The sequence below is a fragment of the Methanoculleus formosensis genome (assembly GCF_025384765.1).
Classification (GTDB): Archaea; Halobacteriota; Methanomicrobia; order Methanomicrobiales; family Methanoculleaceae; genus Methanoculleus; species Methanoculleus formosensis.
On the sequence record NZ_VHLL01000002.1, the window covers coordinates 141,999 to 166,381 of the forward strand.

General features: G+C 60.9%; 15 protein-coding genes, 2 tRNA genes and 3 rRNA genes. 10 read left to right on the top strand and 10 right to left on the bottom strand.

Going from position 1 to position 24,383, the window contains the following annotated elements:
* Window positions 1–39: 39 nt before the first annotated feature.
* Window positions 40–546, top strand: coding sequence for a flavodoxin domain-containing protein (locus tag FKB36_RS04225; RefSeq protein WP_261596793.1), 507 nt, complete (start codon window positions 40–42; stop codon window positions 544–546).
* Window positions 547–651: 105 nt separating this feature from the next.
* The gene (locus tag FKB36_RS04230) at window positions 652–2,172 is read left to right on the top strand and encodes an MBL fold metallo-hydrolase (protein WP_261596794.1); all 1,521 of its coding nucleotides are present in this window, start codon (window positions 652–654) and stop codon (window positions 2,170–2,172) included.
* Here FKB36_RS04230 and FKB36_RS04235 read toward each other — a convergent pair.
* Window positions 2,169–3,479 (bottom strand): APC family permease, encoded by a 1,311-nt coding sequence (locus tag FKB36_RS04235; protein ID WP_261596795.1) that lies wholly within the window; start codon window positions 3,477–3,479, stop codon window positions 2,169–2,171. The genes FKB36_RS04230 and FKB36_RS04235 overlap by 4 nt on opposite strands.
* Window positions 3,480–3,673: 194 nt before the next feature.
* Between FKB36_RS04235 and FKB36_RS04240 the strand changes: the two genes are divergently transcribed.
* The 3 genes from FKB36_RS04240 (at window position 3,674) to FKB36_RS04255 (ending at window position 6,989) form a co-directional block, all read left to right on the top strand.
* Window positions 3,674–4,123: a hemerythrin domain-containing protein gene (locus tag FKB36_RS04240; RefSeq protein WP_261596796.1), complete on the top strand. Its 450-nt coding sequence runs from the start codon at window positions 3,674–3,676 to the stop codon at window positions 4,121–4,123.
* A 103-nt stretch (window positions 4,124–4,226) separates the two neighbouring features.
* Window positions 4,227–4,664, top strand: coding sequence for a hemerythrin domain-containing protein (locus tag FKB36_RS04245; RefSeq protein WP_261596797.1), 438 nt, complete (start codon window positions 4,227–4,229; stop codon window positions 4,662–4,664).
* Window positions 4,665–5,225: 561 nt separating this feature from the next.
* Window positions 5,226–6,989, top strand: a complete 1,764-nt coding sequence (locus FKB36_RS04255; protein WP_315901818.1) for a formylmethanofuran dehydrogenase subunit B — start codon at window positions 5,226–5,228, stop codon at window positions 6,987–6,989.
* A 377-nt stretch (window positions 6,990–7,366) separates the two neighbouring features.
* On the opposite strand, the gene rrf is transcribed toward FKB36_RS04255, so the two are convergent.
* The 8 genes from rrf to FKB36_RS04295 all read right to left on the bottom strand — a co-directional run bounded on the left by rrf (window position 7,367) and on the right by FKB36_RS04295 (window position 18,697).
* Window positions 7,367–7,488 (bottom strand): 5S ribosomal RNA (rrf, locus tag FKB36_RS04260).
* 5 nt (window positions 7,489–7,493) lie between these two features.
* Window positions 7,494–7,565, bottom strand: a tRNA-Cys gene (locus tag FKB36_RS04265).
* Window positions 7,566–7,671: 106 nt separating this feature from the next.
* A 23S ribosomal RNA gene (locus FKB36_RS04270) occupies window positions 7,672–10,600 on the bottom strand.
* Between the two features lie 124 nt (window positions 10,601–10,724).
* Window positions 10,725–10,797 (bottom strand) — tRNA-Ala (locus FKB36_RS04275).
* A gap of 68 nt (window positions 10,798–10,865) precedes the next feature.
* A 16S ribosomal RNA gene (locus FKB36_RS04280) occupies window positions 10,866–12,332 on the bottom strand.
* Together the 16S, 23S and 5S rRNA genes with 2 tRNA genes alongside form the textbook arrangement of a ribosomal RNA operon.
* Window positions 12,333–13,755: 1,423 nt before the next feature.
* A complete protein-coding gene (locus FKB36_RS04285; protein WP_261596798.1) occupies window positions 13,756–14,508 on the bottom strand; it encodes a segregation/condensation protein A in 753 nt (250 codons plus the stop codon).
* Window positions 14,501–17,944 (bottom strand): chromosome segregation protein SMC, encoded by a 3,444-nt coding sequence (smc, locus tag FKB36_RS04290; RefSeq protein ID WP_261596799.1) that lies wholly within the window; start codon window positions 17,942–17,944, stop codon window positions 14,501–14,503. Before smc ends, FKB36_RS04285 begins: the two co-directional genes overlap by 8 nt.
* Window positions 17,945–17,962: 18 nt before the next feature.
* Complete coding sequence (locus tag FKB36_RS04295) at window positions 17,963–18,697, bottom strand: hypothetical protein (RefSeq protein WP_261596800.1); 735 nt, start codon at window positions 18,695–18,697, stop codon at window positions 17,963–17,965.
* Between the two features lie 211 nt (window positions 18,698–18,908).
* On the opposite strand from FKB36_RS04295, the gene glyA reads away from it, so the two are divergent.
* From glyA to cofE, 4 genes are read left to right on the top strand one after another with little or no spacing between them, the layout of a single operon-like run.
* Window positions 18,909–20,180: a serine hydroxymethyltransferase gene (glyA, locus tag FKB36_RS04300; RefSeq protein ID WP_261596801.1), complete on the top strand. Its 1,272-nt coding sequence runs from the start codon at window positions 18,909–18,911 to the stop codon at window positions 20,178–20,180.
* Window positions 20,177–21,028, top strand: a complete 852-nt coding sequence (folD, locus tag FKB36_RS04305) for a bifunctional methylenetetrahydrofolate dehydrogenase/methenyltetrahydrofolate cyclohydrolase FolD (RefSeq protein WP_261596802.1) — start codon at window positions 20,177–20,179, stop codon at window positions 21,026–21,028. Before glyA ends, folD begins: the two co-directional genes overlap by 4 nt.
* Window positions 21,022–21,819 (top strand): dihydropteroate synthase, encoded by a 798-nt coding sequence (gene folP / locus FKB36_RS04310; protein WP_261596803.1) that lies wholly within the window; start codon window positions 21,022–21,024, stop codon window positions 21,817–21,819. Before folD ends, folP begins: the two co-directional genes overlap by 7 nt.
* A complete protein-coding gene (gene cofE, locus FKB36_RS04315; RefSeq protein ID WP_261596804.1) occupies window positions 21,816–22,622 on the top strand; it encodes a coenzyme F420-0:L-glutamate ligase in 807 nt (268 codons plus the stop codon). The genes folP and cofE overlap by 4 nt, the downstream gene beginning before the upstream one ends.
* On the opposite strand, the gene cofC is transcribed toward cofE, so the two are convergent.
* Entirely contained in the window at window positions 22,548–23,195 is a 648-nt protein-coding gene (gene cofC / locus FKB36_RS04320; RefSeq protein WP_261596805.1) for a 2-phospho-L-lactate guanylyltransferase, read from the bottom strand. The genes cofE and cofC overlap by 75 nt on opposite strands.
* A 189-nt stretch (window positions 23,196–23,384) precedes the next feature.
* On the opposite strand from cofC, the gene cofG reads away from it, so the two are divergent.
* Window positions 23,385–24,380, top strand: coding sequence for a 7,8-didemethyl-8-hydroxy-5-deazariboflavin synthase CofG (cofG, locus tag FKB36_RS04325; protein WP_261596806.1), 996 nt, complete (start codon window positions 23,385–23,387; stop codon window positions 24,378–24,380).
* Window positions 24,381–24,383: the final 3 nt, after the last annotated feature.

A 24,383-nucleotide genomic window follows, 5' to 3' on the forward strand; every position in this document is an offset into this window, starting at 1 on the left:
CATAAGAAGATAACCCGTTCGAGCACGAAGTACCTACACATGACAGAGAGGATTCTTGTTGCCTACGCCACCCGTTACGGCTCGACCGCAGAAGTGGCGGAGGCGATTGGCGAAGAACTCCGCAGATCAGGCGCCGATGTTGATGTAATGCCGGTGAGCGAGGTCCGGGACCTCTCCCCGTACCGGGCCGCCGTCATCGGGAGCCCGATCTACATGGGGAAGTGGCTCCCGGAACCGCAGGTCTTCATCGAGAAGAACCAGAACCACCTCCGCACCATCCCGGTCGCCTACTTCGCCGTGGGCCTCACGGTCACGGACAGAAGCCCCGAGATCCTCAGGAAAGCGGAGGCATCGATGGACGCCGTCAGGATGCTCGTCAACCCGGTGGAGGTCGGTATCTTCCCGGGCAGACTGGAGAGCGGCGGCCTCTCCTTCACCGACCGCACCATCATCAAGATGATCCGGGCAAAGACCGGGGACTTCCGCGACGTTCAGGTCGTCCGCGCCTGGGCGCAGGCGGTCTGCCGGAAGTTCATGGCGGCGTGATCAGCGGCCAAAGAAGCCTCCCTTTTCTCGTCAGAGGTGTCGCACCGCACAAAAAAGTGCTTATAGGACGGTCGCTCACCTCTATGGAATCATAAGGTGAACCGGGTGAATAAATATTCTTTTGTCGCCAGAGTGCCCGATAAACCGGGCACGCTGCATCGCGTGGCCGAGATCGTCAAGTCCTACTCCGGTAACATCATCCGCATCCAGTACGACCGCCGGATCGATCCCGCCACGGTCTTCTTTGAGGTTGCCGCGGAACCGGAGGGATACTCCCGGATGAAAGAAGACCTCCATGCGCTCGGCTACCTCCAGGAGTCGCTCCCCACCCTCGGATTTCTCAAATTCTCCGTATACCTCCCTCACGAGCCCGGATCCCTCTTCGAGCTCCTCACCTACATCACCGGGGCGGGGGCGAACATCGCCTACATCGACTTCGACGACCGGCGGTGCGACCCCGGCAGAGTCACCATCAGCCTGAACGTCGAAGAGACCGCGATCGTCGAGAGCCTGCTCGACCGGCTGAAGTCCCGCTACCGGCTTGAGATCCTCGAGTATGACACCACCGGCGAGCAGCTCGACGACACCGTCTTCTACGTCCGGTTCGCCCAGGCGGTGCGAGGACTGATCGGGACGGCGGAGGACGAGTTCCTGCTCTCGCTCCTGCAGGACGTCAACCACATCGTCCAGGAATTGAACAGCCTCGGCCAGGATCCAAGAGAGGTCTTCGAGTCCATCCTCCGCACCGGCCGGACGCTCAAGAACACGACCGGCGATGGGTTCTACGCCGACGTCCAGCGGATCGCCCTCACCGACGACGTCGAGGTCTTCTGCTTCCAGATGCCGGGCGGCGGGAACATCTTCCTGCTCCGCGCCCCGGACGAGACGGTGATGATCGATACCGGATACGGGGTTTACCACGAAGACGCCGTCCGGATGTTCCGGCACTACGACCTCGGGGATCCGGGGAAGCTCAACCAGATCTACATCACCCACGCCGACGCCGACCACTGCGGGGCGGCGGGGTTCTTCGACGCAACGGCGTATACGCACACCGGGTCGCTCGAGATCATCCGCCGGGCAAACCGGGCCTACGGGTCGCGCAGCGAGTCCTCGATCCTCGAAGAGGTCTACACGACCGTCATCAACCTCTTCTCGCAGTTCACTCCCCCGAAGAACCCGGAGGTCTTTGCAGCGGGACGGATCGGGATGCGCTCGATCTTTCCCATCCTCGCACGCTTCAGGGTCCACGACCTCGAGTTCGAGGTGCTGGAATCCCTTGGCGGGCACATGCACGGCCAGGTCTACTTCTTCTGCCCCACACACGGGATCATCTTCACCGCCGACACCCTGATCAACTTCGGAAGCCTCGACGAGGAGCGGAAGCGCTACAACTCGCTTGCCGACTTCCTGGTCACCTCGGTCAACGTCGACAGCGACCGTGCACGCCAGGAGAGGAAGGCGTTGCTTGAGTTGATCCGGGAAACGGACGAAGAACTCGCCCCGGCCGGCCGCCGGTGCCTGGTCGCATGCGGTCACGGCGCCATATCCGTCCTCTCGGACGGGAGACTGGAGGCGGTCGGGGAGATCGAGCGCTACCGGGCAAAAGAGCCGGGAGAAGGTTAGGGAGCGGCCGACCCCTTCTCGCCGAAGAGGGCGATCAGCGCGCCGATGACGACCATCACCCCGCCGACCATCAGCACGAGAGAGCCCAGCTGGGTGAGGAGGAGGAGGGTCGAGACGATCCCGACGGCCGGGATGAGCGGGAACCTGCCGATGTTGCCCGGTATCCGGAACGGTCGGGCCACGTCCGGAGCGCGGTAGCGGAGCAGGATCACGGAGGCGTTGATGATGGCAAACGTCACGAAGAGCGTGAAGTTCGTGATGCTTGCAACGAAGTCGATCTCGCCGGCAAAGAGGAAGACGATGGAGGCGAGTGCGACGGCGATGGTTGCCGCCCAGGGCGTCCGCGTCCGGCGGTGCACCCGGGCGAAGACCGAAGGGAGCGAGGAGGAGGAGGCCATTCCGTAGAGGATCCGGGACGACGCCATCATCATCAGGAGGGCGGTGTTTGCCGTAGCAAAGAGGGCGATGACGGAGATAAGGGTGAACGCCGCAGGGCCGAGAGCGACGGCCGCGACCTCGGCGAAGGGCGCCCGGGAGGCGGCGAGCTGTTCCCACCCGACGACCGAGACGGCAGCGAGTGAGACCAGGATGTAGAGAAGGACAGAGATGACGAGCGCGATCATCAGGGCGCGGGGGATGGTTTGTTCCGGGTCTTTGGTCTCCTCCGAGAGTTTCACGATCTCCTCAAACCCCATGTAGGCGAAGAAGACGAGTGCGGAGGCCTGCAGGAGACCTGGAACCCCGAAGGGCATCTCGAGATAGTCCACCCGGCCAAGGTACGGGAGGCCGATCAGGATGACCATGACGATCCCCCCGACCTCGATGAGCGTCATGGCGACGGCGGCCCGGGCGGTCTCCCTGATGCCGTAGAGGAGGACCCCGGTAAGGACGAGGAGGAGGAGGATCGCGGCGGGGAGAGCCGGGACGCCGAAGAGGTCCGAGAAGTAGCCGGAGAACCCGAGCGAGACGGTCGCGGCCCCGAGGATCCCGGAGAGGGCGATCAGCCACCCGACGACGAAGGCGAGCCTCCTCCCGAAGGCGTTTCTAACGTACTCGAACTCGGCGCTCGCACGGGGGTACATCGACGAGAGTTCGGCGTAACCGAGCGCGCTGAAACCGGCGATGGCCGCAGCGATGGCAAACGTCAGCCAGACGGCGTTTCCGGCCATGCCGGCCGCTTCCCCGAGCAGGGCATAGATCCCGGCCCCGAGGATGATCCCGACGCCCGAGAGGGTGACCGCGGGAAGGCCGAGTTCGCGCCGGAGTTTCGTTCCGGGAGCCGGGGAGGCCCGGTCCTCGTTTGGCATGTACAATCCTATGCACCAGGAGCATTTATGGATATCCGGGAGCCCCTGCCGGGGGATCGGCATGATCCGCCGTCCAGCCGGGGATACCGCTGCCGGAACGGGAGAAGAGGCCGCGGGACGGAACAGCGCATAATGTATATATACCCGTCTCGCCCCTCATGGCCTCCCTGCAAGAGCGGGGGGGAAGTGACTCGATGGCACAGAACGTTATCGATATCCTGAAGCAGGAGCACGAGGTGGTGCTCTCGCAGCTCTCGGAACTCGCGAGCAAGGGCACGAGCAGCCGGGAGCAGAAGTACAACACCATGAAGGAGAACCTCATACCGCACATGGTAGGGGAGGAACAGGCCGTATACCCGAAGTTGATGGACGCAGGCATGAAGGAGATGGCCCTCGAGTCAATCGAGGAGCACAACGCGGTCAAGACGCTCCTATCCCAGCTCGACAGCGCATCGTCCTCAGAAGAAGACGTCTGGGTGGCGAAGATAACGGTGATCCAGGAGAACGTGCAGCACCACATCAGCGAGGAGGAGGAGCATATCTTCCCCGAGATGCAGCAGAAGATGAGCAGCAGCGACCTATCGGGTATGGGGAGCAGTTACGAAGAGGCAAAGAAGAGCGCGATGCCGATGGCGGCACGCTGAGCGGCCGGGCGAAGGTGTCGGCACCTCTCTTTTTTGGCCGGGACATCCCGGGCGAAACCGTTAAGTCCCTCATCCCCTATTCTCCCCCGGACGGAGGACGCATATGCCGCAGATTCTTGAACTGATCCGGGAGGACCACGGACTCATCGGGGTGCTCTTCGACGACCTCGAGAACAAACCCGAGACCCGGGACGTCCGGTGCATCACACTGCGCCGGGAACTGACGGGCCACATGTACGCGGAGGAGGCCACGCTGTATGCATGGCTCCGGGATATGGTGCCGGAAGAGATCCGGAGGTCGCTCGACGAACATGATGCTGTTCGTGCTGTGCTTGTACGCTTCGAGAGAATACCGCTCCGGGACGACGCCTGGATGCCGGGGCTCCGCGAACTGAGGGGGGAGATCGAGGCGCACTTCGCGACGGAGGAGGGGAGGGTCTTTGCCCTGGCGGAGCAGCACCTCAGCCAGGACAACCTCTTTGAACTTGGCGAGACGTTCCGGCAGGAGAAAGAGGCGGCGGCACAGACTGCGGTGATCTGACCTCCCGGTGCTCCACGGTCGCGGTCAGAGCACCGCGCCTCTGCCGCATGCGTGGGGCCGGGGGGAGAGACGGGCCACGAGAGGTCCCCGCCGGAGGTGGTGAACCTATCGAGTTAATGCCATTTATTCAACAAATGAATAAAGTTAAATAGTTTAGATATATATTGAGAGTATGGTGCCACTGCATCTGCGGTGCATCATGAGAGCAACGGAATGCGGAGGAACTGGAATACCAGATGAAGATCCCCCGTTGGCAAGAGGCTGATGAAGTAACGATCACGCCCTGAATTCTCATAAGCATCAACGTAATGAACCAGCAGGTCACCCGGGAGGAGCTGAAGGGGACGCGAACCGTCATCCGGGTGCCTCTGGAAACGCCATGGAAGCCGGGCGGGAACGGTGTCACCATCCCCGCCCAACCTATTCTACCGCTGCTTTCCTCCATGGGCTCTCCGTAGAAGCGGATTCATCCCGGACTGGTGGCAAAATATATCGTTTACATATCCCGAAAGTAAACCACATTAACAACTATTATCCATGCAGAAGTCTGATTGACCTTCTATGGACGTTCTCATCACGAGCGGGAGGACGATCGCCCAGGGCGGAGAACTCTACTACAAAGACATGCCCCGGTACTCCGAAGAGACGGCACGCTGTTTCGTCAACCCGTTCGATCTCCTGGAACTCGGCGCGGCGGCAGGCGACTCTCTTCTCCTCTCAACCGCCACAGGAGAAGAAGTCTTCACCGCCACACCCTGCGACGATCTCGTCTCCGGGACCGTGTTCATCCCCTGCGGGCCGCACGCAAATGCCATCCTGCATGCGACCACGCGGGGGACCGGTGCCCCTGACTACAAGTGGCTGAAAGGGACGGTGACCCCGACACGGAGACCCCCGCGGTCGGGCTGGGATATCCTCATCGAGGAAGGCGGGGCCGCATGCCCTCCGGTGCCGGCACTCCCCGGCGGAGAAGACGACGAAGTCGTGACCGTCAGCGATGTCGTCTGCCCGCTCTGTGGGTGCCTCTGCGATGACCTCGTCGTGGAGGTCGGGGACGGGGCCGTCAGGTCGGTCGATAACGCATGTTCGCTCGGCTCAGAGAAGTTCCTCTCGCAGAGCCGTCTTACGCACCCGATATCGAACGATGGAGGCACCTGGAGCGCGATCGACTTTCAGGGGGCGATCCGGTATACCGCAGAGGTGCTCGCCGACGCCGAACGACCGCTCCTCTTTGGGTGGAGCGGGACGTCCGCGGAGGCACAGTGCATCGGCATCCATATTGCCGAAGCGATCGGGGGCGTCATCGACAACTGTTCGTCGATCTGTCACGGCCCCTCGATCATGGGCATCCAGGAGGCGGGCCACCCGGGGTGCACGCTCGGTACCGTGAAGAACCGGGCCGACGTCGTGATCTACTGGGGCTCAAATCCCATCGAGTCGCACCCGCGCCACCTTTCCCGGTATACGACGTTCGTCAACGGGAAGTACCGGGAGAACGGGCACCATGACCGGATCCTCATCGTCGTGGATATCAGGAAGACCGATACCGCGAAGATCGCCGACGAGTTCATCCGGATCAAGCCGGGCGGGGATTACGCCGTCTTTTCAGCCCTGCGGGCAATCCTCAGGGGCCACGCAGACACCCTTCCCGCAACCGTCGCCGGCGTCCCGCGGGAGAGGTTGATCTGGCTCGCCGACCTCTGCAAAAACACCCGGTTCGGGGCGCTCTTCACGGGAATAGGCCTGACCCAGTCCCGGGGCAGGTACAAGAACGTCAGGAACGCCATCCAGCTCGTCGACGAACTCAACCGGCATACGAAGTTCACCCTGACCCCCATGCGCGGGCACTGGAATGTCAACGGCACCAACCAGACGTTCTCCTACCTCACGGGTTACCCCTACGGCGTCGATTTCTCCCGTGGGATACCTTACTACAACCCCGGCGAGACGACGGCGGTCGACCTGCTCCGGCGGGGCGAGGCCGATGCATGCCTCATCATCGGCGCCGATCCCGGGGCGCACTTCCCGAGGAGGTGCAACGAGCACCTTGCGAAGATCCCGACGATCGTCATCGATCCGTTCGTCTCGCTCAGCACCTCCTTTGCGGACCTCCACATCCCGGTCGCATGTGTGGGGATCGACTGCGAGGGGACGGGCTACCGGATGGACTCCGTCCCGATCCGGATGAAGAAAGTTCTCTCCCTGGGTCTCCCAACCGACGAAGAGGTGCTGTCGCAGATCCTCTCCCGGGTACAGGAGAGGCGCCAGCCATACGGCGTAAACGTCCAGAAGAGGGTCCCTTCAGAAGCGCCGCCGGTAGCATGATGCGCGCCGCCGAGGTAAAGGCAAATAATTCGACTCGCGACAAAAGTTAAATATACTCAACCGCCAACAGATAGAATGGTGCTGCCGCAGTGGCGGGCATCCTTGAGATCCAATCTTTAAACCTCAATTCCAACACCGGGAACGGGGAAGAGCCCGACCGGGCATCGTGCCGGATGTCCCGGGAGGCGCCTCAAGGGCGACAGGGATTGTTTCCGCTCTTCTCCACCCCCGTCTTTCGATTTTATGATACCATCATTGATAAAGCATGCGCTACGCAGAAGAAGAACGATCGATAACAGGCGTTCGCACGAGAAAGAAACAGAGTAAAAACTCAAAGAACAGCAAACTCAAAGAACAGTTTTCAGTGTAAAGGAAGGTAATAGCAGCGAGTTGTGTTTCCCGAGGGCTCGCGCACCTCAGTACCGCACATCACGTGAGAGGGCTTAACTTCTGGGTTCGGAATGGGTCCAGGTGTTTCCCCTCTGCTATGGCCGCTATTACCAAAGCCAAGGCCCGGACTTGAACCGGGGTGTAGTTGATCTGCAGTCAACCGCGTGGCCGCTCCGCCACCTTGGCAAGCTGTGTTACCTTACTATGTTCTCGCCCAATCTATTTAAGGGTTACACCCTCATCAGATTCGGCTGTAAGGCGCTATGGTGCGTACTCCGGATTTCGTCTGAGCTCAGCGGAAGACATCGGACGTTAGTATCCGCGGACTGAACACGTCGTTGCCTTCGTGCTTACATCCCGGACCTATCAAACGGGTCTTTTACCCGTGTCCTCAACGGAGTCTCTTTTTAGGTCAGGTTTCAAGCTTAGATGCTTTCAGCTTTTATCCCTTATCGCGTAGCTGCTCGGCATTGCCCTGTCGGACAACCGATCGACCAGAGGCGACGACGGAAAGTTCCTCTCGTACTATTTCCATCTTACCTTCAGACTCCTAACACTCCAGATAGATAGTAACCGACCTGTCTCACGACGGTCTAAACCCAGCTCACGATCCCCTTTAATAGGCGAACAACCTCACCCTTGGCCGCTGCTGCACGGCCAGGATGGAAAGAACCGACATCGAGGTAGCAAGCCGCCGGGTCGATATGTGCTCTTGCCGGCGACGACTCTGTTATCCCCGGGGTAGCTTTTCTGTCGTCAATGGCCCTCATCAATAAGGCTCATTGGTTCGTTAGACCCGAGTTTCCTCTCGCGATTACTTGCTATGCGTAATCGCGTCAGGCCAACTTATGCTCTTGACACTCTCCTGTGAGTTTCTGACTCACATGAGTTGACCATAGGGCACCCTTGATATTTTTTCGAGGGTGTGGCGCCCCACCCAAACTGCCTACCTATCGTTGTCCTCAGGTTTGAGTAAGTGTTACAGTAAACCAAGGATGGTGTCTCATTGTTGGCTCCCCACCCCCCGGAAGGGGTGGATCGACGCCTCCCATCTACGCTGCGCAAGGAATACCGTAACACAGCGACAGGCTGCAGTAAAGCTCCACGGGGTCTTCACTTCCCATCTGGAGTCCCTAGTCTCTGCACTAGGATAAAATGTTCAACGGCCTCGTGTTAGGGACAGTAGGACTCTTGTTAATCCATTCATGCAAGTCGCCAATTAAGCGACAAGGTACTACGCTACCTTAAGAGGGTCATAGTTACCCCCGCCGTTTACGAGTCCTTCGTCCGGTTGAACCCGGTGTTCAGATACTCGCACTGGGCAGGAATCAGTGACTATACTAATCGTTTCCGAGTTGCAGTCACCTATGTTGTTATTAGACAGTCAGAGTCCCCTGGTCACTGCGACCTGCCTGATCGCCAGGCAGGCACCCCTTCTCCCAAAGTTACGGGGCTAATTTGCCGAGTTCCCTTAACACGATTAAACCGACACGCCTTAGCCTCTTCAGCTAGGGGCACCTGTGTCAGATCTCGGTACGGACATACGTCTCCCTTTTCACGGGCTCCAGGAATTTGCCGAGTTACCCCATCACGCCTTCACTCGCTTCTCACCATGGCGGTACTCCACGAGCTTGAACGCTTGGACAGGGCGACGACCCTGCCCGGCATATCCCGAAGCGTCAGGGCAGTAAACTGCTACAGACGCATGGTACAGGAATATTAACCTGTTTCCCTTTTGATGTGCTCGAATTACGACACACCTTAGGACCGACTAACCCTCGGCTGACGAACATTGCCGAGGAAACCTAGCCCCTCCGGCGGTTGGGATTCTCACCCAACTTTGCTTCTACTAATGCCAGAATTCTCATTACTACCCGGTCCACAGGAGCTCACGCCCCTGCTTCTGCCCAGGCAGCACGCCTCTCTACGCCATCACACGAAAGTGTGGTCCGTGGTATCTGTAGTAGGCTTTAGCCCCGTCCATTTTCAGTGCCCCAAACCTCGACTGGTAAGCTGTTACGCACTTTTTAAAGGATAGCTGCTTCTGAGCTCACCTTCCAGTTGTCTTTGGCCTGGGACGCCTTTCAGTGTTGACACTTAGCCTACATTGAGGGACATTAACCACGGTCTGGGTTGTCTCCCTTACGCATTACAAGCTTACCCCGTAATGCGGACTGCCAGCCTTCTTCGACGACGGGGAATTTGGAGTTTGACAGGAGGGTGAGGGATTTCTCCCCCAGCTCCCCCAATCAGTGCTCTACCTCACCGTCTATCTCCAGCCAGGTCATGCTACGGCATGTTTCGAGAGGAACCAGCGGATGCCCAGCTCGATTAATCTTTCACTCCTATACGCAGGTCACGCGAATGATTTGCATATCAAAACCGCTTGCGGTCCTCCACGCGCCTTTCGGCACGCTTCAACCTGCCCACGCATAGATCGCTAGGCTTCGGGTCTTATCCTGCAGACTCCACGCACTTTTAATACGTCGTCCCATGCCCGAAGGCTACGGACCTGTTGGTTTCCCTTCGGCTCCCCTTTTGGGTTAACCTTCGCCTACAGAATAAACTCTCTGGCCCGTTCTTCAAAACGTACGTTACGACACCGGCAACCACGCCCGTACTACCGCCTCACGACGGGTTCCTTCACGTGGAAGATCCTTTCGCGCCGTAACTCACCATCACCTATCAGTTTCAGGCACTTTTAACCACCTTTCAAGGGTTACTTTTCAGCCTTCGCTCACGCTACTAATACGCTATCGGTTTCGAGTAGTATTTAGTTTTGGAGGTTGATGACCCCCAGATTCCCGCGAGAATTCCGACCCGCGGTACTCAAGACACTACCAGGATACCTTGGCTTACATGTACGGGACTGTCACCCTCTTTGGTGCCACATTCCAGAGGACTTCCATTTGACCTTGGTACCCAGACGGTAGGCTTACTACACCACATCTCCCTTGCGGGATTCAGTTTGAACTCTGTCGTGTTCGATCGCCTCTACTAACGACATCTCGGTTGATTTCTTTTCCTCCCCCTACTAAGATGTTTCAATTCGGGGGGTTCCCGATCCTTACGGATCAACACCGAAGTGTTGGGATGTCCCATTAGGGGATCTCCGGATCGTAGACTCCATGCGTCTTCCCGGAGCTTATCGCAGCTTGGCACGCCCTTCTTCGGCACTCGAACCGAGCCATCCACTGATAGGCATACTGTCGTTCCGCTGAACTCATTTAACGTCCAGAGTACGCACCTATACACAGCTTCGTCAGGTCAAAAGACCTTCAGCCCTTCCCCGGTGATTCACATCTCCGGGTGCATCGAAGGCAGGAAGGGATGCTTCCTGCCCAGTGGACTCAGGGGGATTTGAACCCCCGGCCTCCGCCTCGCAAAGGCGGCGCTCTTCCAACTGAGCTATGAGCCCTAATCTCCCGTTGACATCGGCAATTTTACGTTTTGTTCAGCAACCGCGATTCCCAAGTCGATTTCTTTAGGAGGTGATCCAGCCGCAGATTCCCCTACGGCTACCTTGTTACGACTTAACCCCCCTTGCGGAACCTAGATTCGACTGCGGCAACGACCGCAGCCTCATCCAAACCCCACTCGGGTGGTTTGACGGGCGGTGTGTGCAAGGAGCAGGGACACATTCACCGCGTTATTTTGAAACGCGATTACTACAGATTCCAGCTTCATGTGGGCGAGTTACAGCCCACAATCCGAACTACGGACAGGTTTAGGAGATTGCCTTCACCTTTCGATGTCGATACCCATTGTCCTGCCCATTGTAGCCCGCGTGTAGCCCGGATAATTCGGGGCATGCTGACCTACCGTTGCCCATTCCTTCCTCCCCTTTAGCAGAGGCGGTCCCAACAGTGTCCCCACCAATCCGGGGATCGTGCTGGCAACTGTTGGCGTGGGTCTCGCTCGTTGCCTGACTTAACAGGATGCTTCACAGTACGAACTGACGACGGCCATGCACCTCCTCTCAGCTAGTCATGCAGAGTCTTCAGCCCGGCAATCATTCCGCTGTCTTATCCGGTGAGATTTCCGGCGTTGAGTCCAATTAAACCGCAGGCTCCACCTGTTGTGGTGCTCCCCCGCCAATTCCTTTAAGTTTCAGCCTTGCGACCGTACTTCCCAGGCGGCACGTTTCACGGTTTCCCTTCGGCACCTCGACGACTCGTGGTCGTCGATACACCTAACGCGCATCGTTTACGGCTGGGACTACCCGGGTATCTAATCCGGTTTGCTCCCCCAGCTTTCGTCCCTCACTGTCGAAGCCGTTCTGGTGAGGCGCCTTCGCCACAGGTGGTCCCTCGAGGATTACAGGATTTCACTCCTACCCCCGAAGTACCCCTCACCTCTCCCGGTTCCAAGATTGCCAGTATCCCTTAGACGCCCGACGGTTGAGCCGTCGGATTTCCCAAGAGACTTAACAACCCAGCTACGAACGCTTTAAGCCCAATAAAAGTGGCCACCACTCGAGCCGCCGGTATTACCGCGGCGGCTGGCACCGGTCTTGCCCGGCCCTTTCTTCAGGTGTGCTTTAGACACCTGGACAGCCTGCATATACAGGCACTCGAGGTTCCCTTATCACGGTTGCCCGCATTGTAAAGTTTTCGCGCCTGCTGCGCCCCGTAGGGCCTGGATTCGTGTCTCAGAATCCAACTCCGGGCTCTTGCTCCCACAACCCGTACCGATTACTGGCTTGTTGGGCCGTTACCCCAACAACAACCTAATCGGCCGCAGATCCATCCTAAGGCGCCGGAGCTTTGAGTTACAGAGCATTCCAGCATCTGTAACCTATAGGGTATTATCCCCAGTTTCCCGGGGTTATCCCCTTCCTTAGGGCAGGTTATCCACGTGTTACTGAGCAGTATGCCGAGGGCCGAACCCTCTCGACTCGCATGGCTTAATCGAACCCCGATAGCAGTGGCCTCTGGCAGGATCAACCAGAATTTGAAATACGCACACTTACTGAACTTGGAAGAATTAGCGGTTACTGAACAAATTTCCGCATTGCCAATGCCAACGTCAGAATCAACCCGCACAATGGCGGTCGTGTTGATTCTCCATCATCAGGATAACAATGTTTATTTCATAAGTATTTAAACATTTGTTTCCTGCATCAGATTCGAGAACGAATCTCGAACCTTCATATCCATCTTGAAAGCAGGGAACTCGGCCCAACCAGGTCGCGAGATTCCACCTGCGCAGGAATTAACGTTTGTGCTTCAACACATATAAACGTTTTCATCCCACCACAGGATCCAGCCCGGAGATTCCGAGTTGGAACCCCGGCCCGAATGAGGAGTTCGTCCGGAATTTAGCGCTCCGGAGCCCCGCATACTTCACCTGTGCAGGAACATATGTTTGCGAGTTATCGCATATAAACATTTGCTCCCATCCAGATTTTGGGCCGGAGATCCATATTCTCCGGCCCGTGCACCCGCATCGCGGGGCACACATCGCCTTGTGAGAATATACGTTGAATCTCCGAGCATATAAACATTGTCACCCTGCATCAGACCCGACGAGATTGTCGGGCCCTCACAGCGGTTGAAGGGACACGAGATCAGACCACCCCCGAAGAGGCTGCACGACCCGAGCCCTGACAACACAGCCTTACAATGTTGTCACCAATGCTATATGAACATTTCCCTGCATCGTCGGATCAAAGCACACGGCTTTGACCCCCATAGACGTTGAGATCTCCGGACGACCTGCGCATTTTGCGCAGGAATCGAGCGGATTTCGCTCCCAACTTGACTATTACATGTTGATGCCGGATGTATTTAAACATTTACCTCGCACCCAATCAGGAAACCGGGATCGTCCCGCAAAATCTCCAGGTTTCACCCTGTAAAATACCTCGCCGGGAACCCCGTGCGCCGGCGAGAACCTATGCGCGCAGCGCCGTCGAAGGTGAATCCGGCATCATTATCGAGAACGCCCTGCAAAACACCCGACAATCTAAGACTTCTCCCGGGCCTTCCCCCTCGCATGCGTGCCCGGGATACGGCTTCACACAGGGTATCGCCACAACCGCCCCCACCCCTCACGGTCGGGGAGGAGCGCGAAGCGCGGGTGAGGCGACGGGACAGAGGTGCCGCGAGAGGTGGAAAACAGGGAAGGTGAAGACCGCTCCACCACGAGTTGCCACCCCGGCGCACAGCATGAGGCGATGCTTGCAAGCGAGGGTTCTCTGCGAGAACAGGCCGGGTCACAGTAATTCGCGGCAACGCGCTCTTCGCGTGAGATCATAGTGCTATCTTCGCCCATTAACTCACGCAGAAGCACGCGGGAGAACGCGAAGAGAGGTCGATGAGTTGACGTTTTGAAGATTACATCAACCGTTTTAGCGAAGTACTGAGGCTGGAGGTCACTTCTCCAGATCGCTCTCTTCAGCATCCCTCTCCGGGATCCGGTCGCCGACATAGATCTCACCGAAGAACTCGTCCTGCCAGAGCGCGAGTTCCCCCTCGAGCATCAGGAACAGGAGCGGGATGTAGACCTCACGGCGGCTCCGTCCCATGGTGCTGGCGAGATCGCCGAGCGTCAGGACATCCCCGTTCGAGGCAACGCGCCGGAACTCCTTCATCACGCCCGAGACCGCGCCCTGGTATCCCTCATCGTGCGCCACCGCCACCACGTCCCGCGCGTCGAGGTCGAGATCCGGCTCTCTCGCCACAGGGGCGCGTTTCCGCTGTCGGCGGCGCTGCTCCTTCTCCGCTGTTTTGAGCTGCTTGATGAGTTCGTAGAGTGTGACCGGAGGGCGTTTGCGCAGGTTCTTCCGCCCCAGGCGGCGCTGGATCTCCCGCTCCAGGCGACCGATCGGCTCGACCTCCCCGGCCGACTCGAAGTCGAACCCAAGATCCTCAAACGACTCGTCTTCGTCGTCGTCGAACGAATCCTCGTCCTCTTCTTCGCCCCAACCATCGAAATAATCCGACTTCAGGCGCAGCAGGCACGCGGCATAAAAGAGCGTCCTTCCCGAGATCCGGAGGTCCAGTTCCTTACGGCGGTCGAGTTCGGCGAGGAACCGGTCGGTCACGTCCACGATATCGATGTTCCAGGGATCGACCTCCCCACGCTCGGCCATGCCGGCCAGGATCTCGACAGGTTCCTCATCCATTGTTCTGCACACCGGTCACGTAGGTGCTCTTGTCCGCGCGGATCGTCACGCCCACGATACGGTCGGCACGCTCGATCATCGGTTTTCGGAGCGAGACGATGATCGACTGCGCGTTCCCGGAGAGTTCGCTCATCATGGTGGCGATGCGGCCGACGTTGTTCCCGTCGAGGAACATATCCACCTCATCGAGCGCGTAGAACGGCGCGGGCATGAACTGCTGGATAGAGAAGATGAACGCGAGCGTGGTGAGCGACTTCTCGCCCCCCGAGAGCGAGGAGAGGAGGTGCACCTTCTTGTCCCGCGGCTGGACCGCAAACGTCATCCCGCCGGCGAAGGGGTCCTCCTCATTGTCGAGGACAAGCCTCCCGCTCCCGTCGGTCAGGCGCGCGAAGATATCGCGGAAGTTCGTGTCGATCGCGGTAAACGCGGTCATGAAGGCGTCGTACTTCATCTTCTCGTACTTCTCGATCCGCTCAAGAAGCATCATCCGCTCCCGCGAGAGCACCTCTTTCTTCTCCGTCCGCTCCTCGACGCGGGCAGAGACCCGGTCGCACTCCTCGATCGCGAGCATGTTCACCGCGCCGATCTTCTTGAGCGCCTTCTCGGCCTCCGCGATCCCGGCGTCGATGGCGGCGAGATCGAGATCCGTCTCCACGTCGCCCGCCTGCTCCCTGAGGACCGCGAGTTCCGCAAGGAGCGAGTGTTCCCGCTCATTGAGAGCGTCGATCTGCATCCGGATCCGCTCCATCGCGCCCGAGAGTTCAAGCGAGCGCTGGTCGAGCGCCCGGATCTCCGCGAGAATCCGGTCGCGTTTCTCGTGCAGGCCCGCGAGTTCGTCGGAGAACTCCTTCTGGCGCGCCTCGAACTGCACGATCAGGCGGCGCTGTTCCTCGATCTGCTCCTGGGTAGCCGTGATCTCGTCGCCGATCTCCTGGTTCTTCGCCTCAAGGCGGCTCCGTTCCGCGGTGAGTTCCTCGATCCGGTTCGCGAAGTGCTGGCGCTCGCGCTTCACATCGGTGATGTCCGCATCCTTGTTGCGGAGCCGCCGCTCGATATCCTCGACGGTCTTACGGATGTTCTCATAGCGCTCGCTGAGCACCGGAACCTCGGTGTCGTCGAGTTTCTTCTTGAGGTCGTCGATCTCCGCCGAGACCTGCGCAATCTCGCCGGTTATCCGTTCGAGATCGCCTTCGAGCCGCGCAAGTTCCTCGCCGCCGCTCTTCGCGGCATCGCGCATCTCCTGCAGGCTCTCTTCGAGCGTCCGCTTCTCGCCGGAGAGCACCTCGATCCGCTTCTGGAACTCGTCCACCATCATCCGGTAGCGCGCAATCTGCTCGTCGATCGAACTCCGCTCCGCCCGTTTCGCCTCCGCGGCCACGGCAAAGCGGCCGGTGGACGCCTCGATCTCGCCCGCCTCCGCCTCGAGTTCGGCAAGCTTCGCGCGGGTCCGGGCGACCTCGTCGTCGACCGCCACCCCGAACCCGCGGACCTTCTTCCCCTGGGAACCGCCGGTCATGGCGCCGCTCCTCTCGACGACATCACCCTCGATGGTGACCATCTTGTAGCGGCCCATCATCCGCCGCGCACGGTCGAGGGTATCCACCACCACCGTCGCGCCGAAGACGACACGGAACGCGCGGTCGAACGCCGGGTCGAACTCCAGGAGATCGACCGCGTAGCCGACGATCCCCGGGTCGGCCTCGAGCGGCGAGAGGATCGGGGGCCGGAGTTTGTTGAGCGGCAGGAACGTGACCCGCCCGAGCCGGTTATCTTTCAGGTAGCGGATCGCATCGGACGCCACCGCGTCGGTATCGACAACCACCCACCTGAGCCGGCCCATCGCCGCCACGTCGAGCGCGTTTGCGTACTCCGCCGGCGCCCGCCCGAGCTGCGCGACCGCGCCGTGGACGCCGTCCATGCCGAGGACGACCTCCATCGCCTTTCCGCCGGCATCGCCGTGCGCCTGCTGCTGCGCCTCAAGCCGCATCAGGTTCTGCTCGTTCTCCCGGATCTCCTTCTTCAGCCGATCGAGCGTCGAGCGCCGCCCAAAAAGCGTGCTCTCCGCCTCGGAGAGGTCGCGCTCGACCTGCCGCTTCTGTGCCTCGCAGTCGGCCATCGAGGAGGAGTACTCCGCTACCTGCTCCTGCTTGTTCGTGAGTTCCTCATCGATCTGTTTGAGCCGCGCGTCCAGGCGTTCCCGCTCCGAGGTCCGCATCCGGCTCTTCTCGATGAAGATATCCTGTTCGTGGAGGATCTTCGACCGGAGCTCCTTCTTGCTCTCCAGGTCCTGCATCTTTGCAAAGAGCTGGTCTTTCAGCCCTTCGACCTCCTTGCTCCCGCTCGCGATGCGTTCCTCGACCTCCTTCATCTCATCGCGCTGCGTCGTGAGTTCCATGGCGAGGTTCGCCCGGTCGATCGAGAGGTTGCGGACCTGTGCGGCGCATTCCTCGACTTTCGTCTCGGCACGTTTGCCGTCGAGATAGATCCGCTGGACTGCCTCGCCGTTCTCGTCGCGGTTGGCCTTCAGCCGCTCGATGTTCTTCTCGCCGAGTTTGATCGCGCTCCGCGCCTCTTCGAGCTTTCCGACGAGTTCGAGATACTCAGGGCCGCTCTTGTGGTTTATCTCCTCTTCGACCGTCTGCTGGCGCCCGTTCGCATCCTCGATCTCTTTCTGGACGGCCTCGATCTCGCCTTCGGTGCGTGCGGTCGCCGCCTGCTGGTCCTGCATGAGACCATGGAGGGTGCCGATCTCCTGCTCCTTCTGCCGGACGAGCGCCGCCCCCCGGCACTGCTCGAGGTGCTCGAGGTCTTCCTGCCACCGCCGGTACTCCATCGCCTGCTCGCGCTCGTGCTGGAGCGCGTCGAGTCGCGCCACGAGCTCGTTCAAGAGGAGTTCCTCGCGTTCGAGCCGCTCCCGCACCACCTCGAGCTCCGAGAACGCCTGTCCGCGCTTCTGGTCGAACTCGGCGACGCCCGCAATCTCGTCGATGATCTTTCGCCGCTCGCCGTCAGTCATCTCCATGATGCGGGTGATGTCGCCCTGCATCACGACGTTGTAGCCCTCCGGCTTGATCCCGATCTTCGCGAGGAACTCGATGACGTCGGCCTGCTTGCAGAGACGGTTGTTGAGGTAGTTGTAACTGTAGTATCCCGCAGGCGTCCGCTTGATCCGGCGGCGGATCACCGTTCCGTCCGAGAACGTGACCGTCACCTCGGCGGTGTTCTTCCCGGAGTTGACGTTGATGAGATCGGTCAGCTTCTCGGCCCGCAGCCCTCGCGCACCCGAGAGGGCCAGGACGAAGAGGATACTATCGATGATGTTGCTCTTCCCGGAGCCATTCGGGCCTGAGACGACGGTAAATCCTTCGAAAAAAGGGATTTTCGTCTTTCTGGCGAAAGACTTGAAGTTGTCTATCTCAAGCTGCGTGATGTACAAGGACGAAAACTCCCCTATCTATCGATCGAGGTCGACGGTGTCGTCCTCTTCAGCCTGGATGACGTCATCGACCGGACGGGCCGCCTTCTGCTCGACGAAGAGCTTGCGTTCGGCCGGTTTGCCGCCCCTCCCCCGGTTCTTCGCCGCGGCGATCCCGGACCCGGTGCTGGCGACGATGTACTCGGAGGACCTCCTCGGCTCCGGCTTTAGCGTCCCGTCGTTCTGCATGATGAGCTCGAGGTCCCGGTCGTCCTCCGGAGCAGGCGCGGGCGCGGGTTGCCGCCGCTCCACCTGACGCGCGGGAACCTTCCGCTCCATGGCACGCACGGGGCGCGGCTCGGCCTCGGCGCGCGGCTCGGCCTGGAGCGTAACCGCGGGCTTCTTCACTTCTGCCGGCACCGAAGTCACCTTCCGGCGCTCATCCGCGTCCCGGGCGAGTTTCATCACGATCGATTTGATGTCGAGAACCTCTTCTGTCAGGCCTTTTATCACGGCCTCCTGTTCCCTCACCTTCCGTTCCAGGTCGCGCAGGCGCTCGTCTCCCGCCTCAGGCGCCCGGGAAGTCCCGCGATCTTCCGCCAGGCCCCTCATAACATCCTCGAACTCCCGCATCTTCCGCTCCAGATCGGAGAGGCGCTCGTCCCCCGCATCCGATACCGGCGGCTCTTCTCGCTCTTTCATCGTCTCCATCTCCTTCTCGCGTTCCGCAAGTTCCCGCTCAAGAAACCGTATCCTTGCATCTTTCTGCGCCATTATCTCCCTCAAACTAATCCTTGATAATAATTACGTAATAATATTACTATAGATTCCCTGAATGAAGAAGTATTACATTTAATCCGGGGCGCAGCCGGGGAGATACCGGCGTTCGTCGCGGATGACACAGAGACGCTATGCGCCCGGGCACGCATAACCGGCCCAGTATAAAAGAAAGCATATTACCTCAACGGGGCAACCCTTTTTCTGCATGTCTAATCTGGCAACCTTCGATCCGGAAGTCGCAGGCCTCATCGAGGAAGAGCGCCTGCGCCAGGTCAACGGGCTGGAACTGATCGCCTCCGAGAACGTCGTCAGCAAGGCTGTTCTCGAAGCGATGGGTTCTATCATGACCAATAAATATGCCGAGGGGTACCCCGGCAAGCGCTATTACGGCGGCTGTGAGTACCATGACGTCGTGGAGAACCTAGCGCGCGACCGGCTCTGCGAACTCTTCGGCGCCGAGCACGCAAACGTCCAGCCCCACTCGGGGAGCCAGGCAAACCAGGCGGTCTACTTCGCCTACCTCGGCTACAAGGACAGAATCCTGAGCCAGAGCCTCACCCAGGGCGGCCACCTCTCTCACGGGTCGCCGGTCAACATCACCGGGCGCTGGTACTCTATCTTCCACTACGGCGTCGATTCCGAGTCCGAAACGCTCGATTATGCGGCTATCGAGGAACTCGCACGAACGGTGAGCCCACAGATGATCGTCTGCGGAGCGAGCGCCTACCCGCGCGAGATCGACTTCAAGGCCTTCCAGGAGGTCGCCGACACCGTCGGTGCGCGGTGCATGGCCGATATCGCCCACATCGCCGGACTCTGCGCGACCGGACACCACAACTCCCCCGTAGGGGTCGTCGACATCGTGACGACGACGACGCACAAGACCCTGCGCGGCCCCCGCGGCGGCGCCATCATGTGCAGCAACGAGGACGCGGCCGCGATCGACAAGTCGATCTTCCCCGGGATGCAGGGCGGCCCGCTGATGCACACGATCGCGGCAAAGGCGGTCTGCTTCAAGGAGGCCCTGACCCCCGCGTATAAGGACTACTGCGGACAGGTCGTCAGGAACGCAAAGACGATGGCCGACGTCCTCGCGAGCGAAGGGCTCGACCTCGTCTCCGGCGGCACCGACAACCACCTCATCCTGCTCGACCTGACCGGCGTCTCGACGAACGGCCAGCACCTCACCGGCCTCGCGGCCGAGGTCGCGCTCGGCGCGGCGGGGATCACCGTCAACAAGAACACCATCCCCCGCGAACAGCTCAGCCCCTTCGTGACGAGCGGCCTACGAATCGGCACGCCTGCCGTCACCTCGCGCGGCATGAAAGAGGAGGAGATGAAGCAGATCGGCCACTGGATCGCCCGGGTCGTGAAGGATATCGCAAAGGATAAGACCTCAAAGAAAGCGATCACCGAAGTGAGAGAAGAGGTTATTGCCCTCGCGAGCAAGTACCCCCTCTACCCTGAAGTAGCATGATACTCGACGGCAAAGCGGTCTCGGAGAAGAGGCTCGAGATCCTGAAAGAGAAGATAGAAGAGTTCGGGCTCTACCCGCGCCTCGCGACCGTCATCGTGGGAGAAGATCCCGCGTCGCAGATGTACGTCCGCATGAAGCACCGGGCGTGCGAGCGCGTCGGGATCGGGTCGATCGGGATCGAGCTCCCGGCGGACGCCACGACCGGGCGGGTGCTCGAGGCGATCACGCGCCTCAACAACGACCCGGACATCAACGGCATCCTGGTCCAGCTCCCGCTCCCCTCCGGGGTCGATACCACCCGCGTCATCGAGGCGGTCGCGCCCGATAAGGATGTGGACGGGTTCCACCCCTGTAGCCTCGGGAGGCTCTTCTCCGGAACCCCGGTCTTTTCGCCCTGCACCCCGCAGGGGATCATGACGATCCTCGATGAATACAGGATCCCGATCGCAGGAAAGCGGGCGGTCGTCGTCGGCCGGAGCATCGACGTCGGTCGGCCGATGGCCGCCCTGCTCCTGAACGCCGACGCGACCGTCACCATATGCCACTCAAAGACCGAGAACCTCGCAGCGGAGATGCGAGCGGCCGACATCCTGGTCAGCGCCGTCGGAAAAGCGAAGTTTGTCGGGCCGGATATGGTGAAGGAGGGCGCGACGGTCATCGACGTCGGCATCAACCAGGACGAGCAGGGCAAGCTCTGTGGCGACGTCGATTTCGAGGCGGTGAAAGACCGGGCGGGAGCGATAACCCCGGTTCCCGGAGGCGTCGGCCCCATGACCATCGCGACGCTGATGGAGAATACCTTCATGGCGGCCAAGATGAGGACATGCGACAACACCACGGTATGGTAAACCGTCTCCGGATCGGCGGCGGCGCCCCGGTTCGCCTGATGGGCGTCATCAACTGCAGCCCCGAGTCGTTCTACCGGGGCTCCTATATCCCGGCAAAAGAGATCTACGACCGCGCCCTCGCCATGACGGCGGCGGGCGCCGATATGATCGATCTCGGGGCGCGGAGCACCGCCCCCGGCTCTTCTCCCATCACCGTCGCCGAGGAGGCGGCGCGGGTGGACGCGGCTCTCTCGGAACTCGACGGGACCGGGATCACCCTCTCGGTGGACACCCGGCACCCGGAGGTGCTCGATGTCGCTCTCCGCCACGATGTCCACGCGGTGAACGATATCTCCGGGCTTGCCGAAGAGCGCTACGCGCGGGCGGTCGCCGACTCCGGGCTCCCGGTCTTCGCGATGGCGAGCCTCCGGGAGCCCGGCGACGCCGTCGGGCTTGCCGCCACGCGACAAGCCCTCGAGGCGGTCGTCAGCCGGTGCGCGCGTCTCGGGATCGAGGAGTACATCCTCGACCCCGCGGTCGGGCGGTGGGTTCCGGAGCGCACAAGCGAGGACGACTGGGAACTCTGTCGGAACTTCGCTTCGTTCCTGGACTTCGGCAGCCCGGTGCTCGCGGCGGTATCGCGAAAGACGTTCATCGGCGACTTGCTCGGCCGCCGGCCCGAAGACCGGCTCGCGGGCACCCTCGCGCTCACGATGATGCTCGTCGACGCGGGCGCGTCCGTCGTGCGGAGCCACGACGTCCCCGAGACCGCCGACCTCCTGCGGGTCCATGCAACGATGAGGCAGATATGACGACACCTTCATTCTCGGTATACAGTCTTGCGACCCCCCTGCTCCGCTCCGGCGACGACGTCGCGGCGCACCTTCTCTCATCCGTCGAACGCTCGGCCGCCCGGGGATTCGAGACGGGCGACGTCGTGGTCGTGGCGGAGTCCGCTCTCGCCACCGCCGAAGGGCGGGTCGTGCGGCTTGCCGATATCGAGCCCTCGGCGGACGCCCTCCGGCTCGCCGAAGAGTACCATATGGACCCCCGCCACGTCGAGGTGGTCCTCCGGGAGAGCGACCGGATCGTCGGGGGCATCCCGGGGTTCCTGCTCTGCATGAAGAACGGAACGCTCCTCCCAAACGCGGGGATCGACGCCTCGAACGCCCCGGAGGGCTCGCTCGTCCTCCTCCCCCTTGACCCGGATGCATCCGCCGCGCGTATCCGTGCGGCGATACGGGAGCGGTCGCGTGCGGACGTCGGGGTGATCGTCATCGACTCCCGGACGCACGCGATGCGGCTTGGGTGCTCCGGGGTCGCGATCGGGTGCTCGGGCATCCCCTCGGTGGTCGACGAGCGCGGGAAAAAAGACCTCTTCGGCCGCGAACTCGAGGTCACGAAGAGGGCGGTCGCGGACTGCATCGCCTCCGCCGCCGAACTCGTGATGGGCGAGGCGGGGGAGTGCGTCCCCGCGGCCGTGGTGCGGGGAGTCGGGCTCCCCGTCGGCGATTACGCCGGAGTCGCCACGATCGACGCTTCAGAGTGTCTCTTTATGGGCGTCGCGCTGCACGCCGACCCGTCCCTTCTCGTCGATGGCAAGAGAGAACCCTGAGTTCTCCAGGTACTCCCTGCTCTTTCTCCCTTTTCCGTGGATGAGGATCTCGACCAGGTCCTCTTTCTCGTCGATATCGGTCGACATCCTGAATGAGTCGATCACCTCGACGGAGAAGTTGCACTCTCCGGCAATCCGCATATGGTCGAGGAAACTCGCGCCGTAGTAGTCGGCGCGGAAGCACTGCGGCTTTTTCAAGAATATGATATTCGTCCCGCCGCCCCGGCCGGGCACGATGGACATATCCTTCTCGGTTCGGATCAGCCGCTGGATATCCCCGGCCGTCACCAGGGGGATATCGCCCATGATGATGAGCGCAGGGCAGTGGAACTGCTTGAGCGCCCAGTTGATGGCATCATTGAGCGACTCCTTCCGGACAGCGATGAGGGCGTTCTCATGTTTGAAGGGGTGGGTGCAGAGGAGGGTGGCGCTGCACCCGGACTTCTGCACGGCGGCGATCACGTCTTCAAGCATCGCCCGGGCAAACGCTTCCCGCTCCTCCTGGTCGAGGATGCAGGAGAGGCGCGTCTTGGGGTTTACCGGCTTAAAGGGGATGAGCGCGTGGAAGTACATCGAGAAACGATTGTCGGGGCAGTATCAAAAAGGCATCGTTTTCCCGGCGGCGAGGAGAGGCAGGCGGAGATAACGGGAGCGCCCCGCCCGGCCGTCCCGCACCCCCCCGGCGCGGCGTTCCGGGGCTTTGTGAGGCGCAAAGACTCAGCGTTCCCGAAGGTTCATGTAAGGCGATGCCGACATGTACCCATGCACCGGCGCGTGATCACCTACTCACGGAACGCGTTCCTCCCCCTGACGACGGTCTGCCAGAACCGCTGCGGCTACTGCTGTTTCCGCACCCCCGTCGAGGACGGGTGCGTCATGCCGCCCGCTGAGGCGATCCGGACGCTGGACGCAAGCGCGGCGCTCGGGTGCACGGAAGCGCTCTTCACCTTCGGGGAGCGGCCCGGCGCGGTGCCGGGCTTTGGCGAGGTGCTCGGGCGGCTCGGCTACGCGGATATCCTCGACTACGTCTACGACCTCTCACTTGCGGCGATCGAGCGCGATCTCCTCCCGCACACCAACGCCGGCATCCTCACCTACGAGGAACTCGACCGGCTCCGCGAGGTGAACGCGAGCATGGGGCTGATGCTCGAGACGACTGCGGAGGTCGCAGCGCACCAGAACTCCCCCGGGAAGGACCCCGCGGTCAGGATAGAGATGATCGAGAACGCCGGGAGACTCTCGATCCCGTTCACGACCGGGATCCTGCTCGGGATCGGCGAGACGATGGACGACCGCGAGGAGTCGCTCCGGGTCATCGCCGACCTCCACGCACGGTTTGGCCATATCCAGGAGGTTATCGTCCAGAACTTCTGTCCGAAACCCGGGACCGCGATGGAGGGTGCGGCGGTTCCCGGGACCGACGAGATCTGCGCGACGATCAGCCTCGCCCGCGAGATCCTTCCCTCCGACGTCGCCGTCCAGATACCCCCGAACCTTGCGGACGCATCCCGTCTCATCGGGTGCGGCGTGAACGACCTCGGCGGGGTCTCCCCGCTCACCGTCGATTACGTCAACCCCGAGCACCCCTGGCCGCAGATCGACGAACTCCGGCGCCTCGTCGGGGACGCCGAACTCTGCGAACGGCTCTGCATCTACCCGCATCACATCGAGCGGGGCTGGTACTCTCCCCGGCTCGAACCCCTCATCCGGCGGCTCAGAGAGAGGATTGCCGCACCCGACCGGGGCGCGGGTGCATAACCT